Source organism: Neisseria bergeri (assembly GCA_003044455.1).
Lineage (GTDB): Bacteria > Pseudomonadota > Gammaproteobacteria > Burkholderiales > Neisseriaceae > Neisseria > Neisseria bergeri.
The window spans coordinates 1-4,343 of record POWY01000030.1 but is presented as its reverse complement, the minus strand read 5'-3'; the positions used below and the strand labels follow the sequence as shown (position 1 = coordinate 4,343).

Annotated in this window: 5 protein-coding genes and 4 pseudogenes; 1 reads left to right on the top strand and 8 read right to left on the bottom strand. The window is 42.9% G+C overall.

What is annotated here, in order from left to right:
- From DBY86_RS12690 to DBY86_RS12660, 8 genes and pseudogenes are all read right to left on the bottom strand, one after another.
- The coding region (locus DBY86_RS12690; protein ID WP_061450847.1) for a transposase at positions 1-223 on the bottom strand (223 nt) is incomplete at its 3' end.
- Between the two features lie 61 nt (positions 224-284).
- Positions 285-413, bottom strand: a pseudogene (locus DBY86_RS13880) (CRISPR-associated protein Cas4); the annotation flags it as partial.
- Positions 389-745: pseudogene (cas1, locus tag DBY86_RS12685) on the bottom strand (CRISPR-associated endonuclease Cas1); the annotation flags it as partial. The pseudogenes cas1 (DBY86_RS12685) and DBY86_RS13880, both read right to left, overlap by 25 nt.
- 75 nt (positions 746-820) lie before the next feature.
- Positions 821-1,855, bottom strand: coding sequence for a type II toxin-antitoxin system antitoxin DNA ADP-ribosyl glycohydrolase DarG (darG, locus tag DBY86_RS12680; protein WP_107820203.1), 1,035 nt, complete (start codon positions 1,853-1,855; stop codon positions 821-823).
- 13 nt (positions 1,856-1,868) lie between these two features.
- A complete protein-coding gene (gene darT, locus DBY86_RS12675; RefSeq protein WP_107820202.1) occupies positions 1,869-2,501 on the bottom strand; it encodes a type II toxin-antitoxin system toxin DNA ADP-ribosyl transferase DarT in 633 nt (210 codons plus the stop codon).
- A gap of 85 nt (positions 2,502-2,586) precedes the next feature.
- A pseudogene (cas4, locus tag DBY86_RS12670) lies at positions 2,587-3,063 on the bottom strand (CRISPR-associated protein Cas4); the annotation flags it as partial.
- Positions 3,045-3,401 (bottom strand): annotated as a pseudogene (gene cas1, locus DBY86_RS12665) (CRISPR-associated endonuclease Cas1); the annotation flags it as partial. The pseudogenes cas1 (DBY86_RS12665) and cas4, both read right to left, overlap by 19 nt.
- A 286-nt stretch (positions 3,402-3,687) precedes the next feature.
- On the bottom strand, positions 3,688-3,975 hold the full coding sequence (locus tag DBY86_RS12660; RefSeq protein WP_439652131.1) for a DUF4760 domain-containing protein: 288 nt from the start codon (positions 3,973-3,975) through the stop codon (positions 3,688-3,690).
- A gap of 77 nt (positions 3,976-4,052) precedes the next feature.
- Between DBY86_RS12660 and DBY86_RS12655 the strand changes: the two genes are divergently transcribed.
- The coding region (locus DBY86_RS12655; RefSeq protein WP_199901111.1) for a transposase at positions 4,053-4,343 on the top strand (291 nt) is incomplete at its 3' end.

The window sequence follows — 4,343 nt, the reverse complement described above, 5'->3', positions numbered from 1 at the left end:
GATCGGAGAGGCTGTGCCATTGTCCGAGCAGGACGGCTTTGAACATGGACAACAGGGGATAGGCGGGACGGCCGCGGTGGTCTCTAAGGTAACGGGTTCTTTGACGATTCAGGTATTGTTCGATCGGTTGCCAATCAATCACCCGGTCCAACTTTAATAGTGGGAAGCGGTCGATGTGTTTGGCAATCATGGCTTGTGCGGTTTGCTGGAAGAAGGTGCTCATGGAAAATCCCCTAAATGTCTTGGTGGGAATTTAGGGGATTTTGGGGAATTTTGCAAAGGTCTCGGCCTGTTTTCGTGTCCACTTCCACCAAATCCAACACACCGCTGATACCCAGTTTCTCCGCCAATACATGCACGGTCCGCTCAAAGCGCACGCCCTTGCGCGTTTCCGGTTCGCCCGAATCTTTGCCGCAATGATATTGCGCGCAATCGGCGTAGGACTTTGCTCCGACACCCGATACTGCGCCCGACGCAGCAGCACATTGCCGCTCTGCCGTCCCTGAAGTCGCCCCAAGAAATGACCGTTTTCCGTAAAAAACGCCAAATTCACATTATTTTCGCCACAAAACCCCAGTAAAAACGGCGACACCAACACATTCCCAAAAAAGAAAATATGCCCGATGGAATGCACCGGCAACTGCGCTACCTTCTTACGCTCCTGTTCCACCACCAGTGTCTCACGCTCCCTATGCAGATAGCTGCCTTGGGTGGTAATATAGAGCGTGTTTTGCAGTTTGCGCATGGGGAACTCCTTGGATTTTGGCCGCAGTTTTTGGGGCCATCTGAAGATTATCGATTAAGCTAAATCAAGCTAATTTTAAATCCATCCTTTATCTAATAGACGATCATAAGCAATATCAATTTGTCTAGGAGTAAACACCTTTTTATGTTCGTTCCATTGGTGAATGTTTTTTATTAAATTATCTTTTTCTGTAATTCCTTCTTTTTTAGCTAACCAATGAACTGTTGCCAGTAATTCCAAACCATATGATGACTCAAATCCATCAACTAATTCAGTAACTTTCTCAAAATTGGCATAACTATTGGAATGATTAGATAGAAATTGTTGTGCATCTTCTACTGCTCCTGGTACAAGTGTTAATGGTTTATTAGGCATATCACCACCATCAGCGTATCCAGAAATAAAATAACCTTCAATTGCTTTTAAAACATGTCGTAAGTTATCAGCATAAGGGCCATAATGATGTTTAACATATTTCAAACGAAGATTTTCGCCAGATTCCTGCATAAAATACATTAACTTATGTACTTCTAATAATGAAATATATGGATCTAATAATCCCTTTAAATAGCGACTCATCAATTCAATTAAGGCAGCTCTCCCAGCAGTCATTTCTGGAATTTTTGTAGAATGTTTTATTTTGCTACTTTCAGGTGCGCCATTTGGCTCATATACAAAAATTTTTACATTCTTAACATGACTAAGTGCATTCTCAATATACGAACGTACTTGCTCCCAATCCAATCCACCTAAGCCAGCTCCTAACGGCGGAATTGCAATGGAATGAATATTTTTTTCTTGGATTACATTTACCAAGTCAATCAGTCCGCTTTCAATGTCTTCAATACGGCTTTTCCCTCGCCAATGTCGTTTAGTGGGGAAATTAATAATCCATTTAGGTAATACAAGCTGCTCTGTTTCAAAAACAAACATTTTCCCGGGTTTTAACATTTCTTGCTTACACGCTTGCTGATACGCTCTAAAATTTTCTGGATATTTATTTTTAAATTGTAATGCAATACCACGCCCCATAATTCCAACGCAATTTACGGTATTTACTAAAGCTTCAGCATCACTCTCAAAAATATCGCCTGTTTTAAATTCAATCATGATAAATCTCCTGTTAGTAATACCAAGTAGGCTCTATGGTTACTTGTGGTTGATGCTGTTGTCCTCGCAGTGCATTCACAACTTGTGTGTAATGGCTTGGATGTACTCCAATATGTTCTATTAAATTCCAAGGAAATTTATTTTCTAGTAGAAATTCTGCTTGTTTTCCTTCTTTTTGTCCTTGCCAGTTACGAGCTTGAACAGCCTGCCAATCAATCTGATTTAAATCATTTACGTTATTAAAATCTTCAAAATAATAAGAACCTGCATTTGAACTAGTAAAAGCCCAACGAATAGGTGGATCTTGAATATTCGCCCATGCAATGACCTGATTAAAATCAGCCTGTAAATGAATAATGGGTTCTTGCCCCCCCTGATATGCTAATTCAGGATGTCTACGATGAATCAAATAAAGCATGACTGAACGTGGGCAAAAATAGAATGGCACACAGTCTCCAACATGCAAATCAGGATAACTATTTAATGTTAACTCATGTAACCGACGTTGTTTGATGTTACTAAGTCCAATCATTGATCCATTATTTACACGTTGACTAATAACAGCATCACTCAATAGTCCCTCATCATCAAGAATAGAAATTAATCTATTCACATGCACAATATGATAAATTTTAATTGGCATCATGATTTCCCTTTTTGCAAAAATACCTAGGGCTTATTTTATCGTCTATGATTTGAAACACCAAATTTCTATTTTTCAAAATATCAAATCACTCCCCAAACAACCCCTCCACATACCCCACACTCCTATCCCGCTTTCCCAACAACTCTGGCTGGCAAATTTCCACCAGCGAGCAGGCTTTGCAGCGTTTGCCGTAGTCGGGCGGCGGAGTTTGGCCGCTGCTTAGGAGATCGCGCACGGCGGCGATGGTGGCGAGTGTTTGGGCGCGCAGGTCGTCTGAAAATATGGCGGGGACACGGCGGCGGGTTTGCATATACCACAACGCACCCTCAGAAACGGTTTGCCCCGTCATTTCTTCCAAGCACAAGCCTTGGGCGCAAAGCTGGATTTCGTCCATCGGGTCGGGTTTGGGCTTGCCACGTTTGTATTCCACGGGTTTCAGACGGCCTGTTTTTGTATCCACTTCCACCAAATCCAACACGCCGATGATGCCTGGTTTTTCTGCCGAAACGTGTACCGTCCGCTCAAAGCGCACGCCCTTGCGCGTTTCCGGCTCGCCCGAATCTTCGCCGCAATAATATTGCGCGCAATCGGCACGGGATTTTGCTCCGACACCCGATACTGCGCCCGACGTAACAGCACATTGCCGCTCTGCCGCCCCTGAAGCCGCCCCAAAAAACGTCCATTTTCGGTAAAAAACGCCAAATTCACATTATTTTCACCGCAAAAACCCAACAAAAACGGCGATACCAGCACATTGCCAAAACAGAAAATATGCCCGATAGAATGCACCGGCAACTGCGCCACTTTCTTACGCTCCTGCTCCACCACTAGCGTCTCCCGCTCCTTATGCAGATAGCTGCCTTGGGTGGTAATATAGAGCGTGTTTTGCAGTTTGCGCATGGGGAAATTCCTTGGATCTTAACCGCACTTTTGTTTTAGAACGACTTGCCGTTTAGGCCGTCTGAAAAATAACGTATTGTTTTAAAACAGGTATTAGATAGGCAATGCCTGTTTGAAAACGATTTTAGTAGGTCAGGCATTTATGCTCGACTTTTACTTGACTATGGGCTTTTAAGGCCATCTGAAAAATTAGGTTTTCAGACGGCGTAAGACAAAAAGCAGATAACCTACCAACGCATGTGTGCCCAAAGGCACATACCCTGTACTTACCCAAAGCATTAACATCTTATCTTTTTGATTCCAATTCATTAATTAATTCTTTTAAGTCTTGCTCTGTTTGAGCACTAAGTGTTTTAGCGTACGGCTCAAATCTCTTGGCAATATCAATAATGGTTTCTCCTAACGCCCGAATAAATAAATTCTCATCTATTCTTTTAGTCTCCAAAGAAAATCTTACATGCTCTAAATAGTTAAGTACCAATACAACAGATTGCTTGAAGTCTTCATTGCTTTTAATTTCGTTTATCAAGTTATTATCTGATGTGTCAGATTTTTTTTCTTTTGCTTTTCTTATCCATTTTCTAGCCTGAGACCTTTACAAAATTCCTCAAAATCCCCTAAATTCCCACCAAGACATTTAGGGGATTTTCCATGAGCACCTTCTTCCAGCAAACCGCACAAGCCATGATTGCCAAACACATCGACCGCTTCCCACTATTGAAGTTGGACCGGGTGATTGATTGGCAGCCGATCGAACAATACCTGAACCGTCAAAGAACCCGTTACCTTAGAGACCACCGCGGCCGTCCCGCCTATCCCCTGTTGTCCATGTTCAAAGCCGTCCTGCTCGGACAATGGCACAGCCTCTCCGATCCCGAACTCGAACACAGCCTCATCACCCGCACCGATTTCAACCTATTTTGCCGTTTTGACGAACTGGGC

Bases quoted from the DNA above. Each gene is read 5' to 3' on its own strand.
- darG (WP_107820203.1), bottom strand. From the start codon at position 1,855: ATGATTGAATTTAAAACAGGCGATATTTTTGAGAGTGATGCTGAAGCT.
- darT (WP_107820202.1), bottom strand. From the start codon at position 2,501: ATGATGCCAATTAAAATTTATCATATTGTGCATGTGAATAGATTAATT.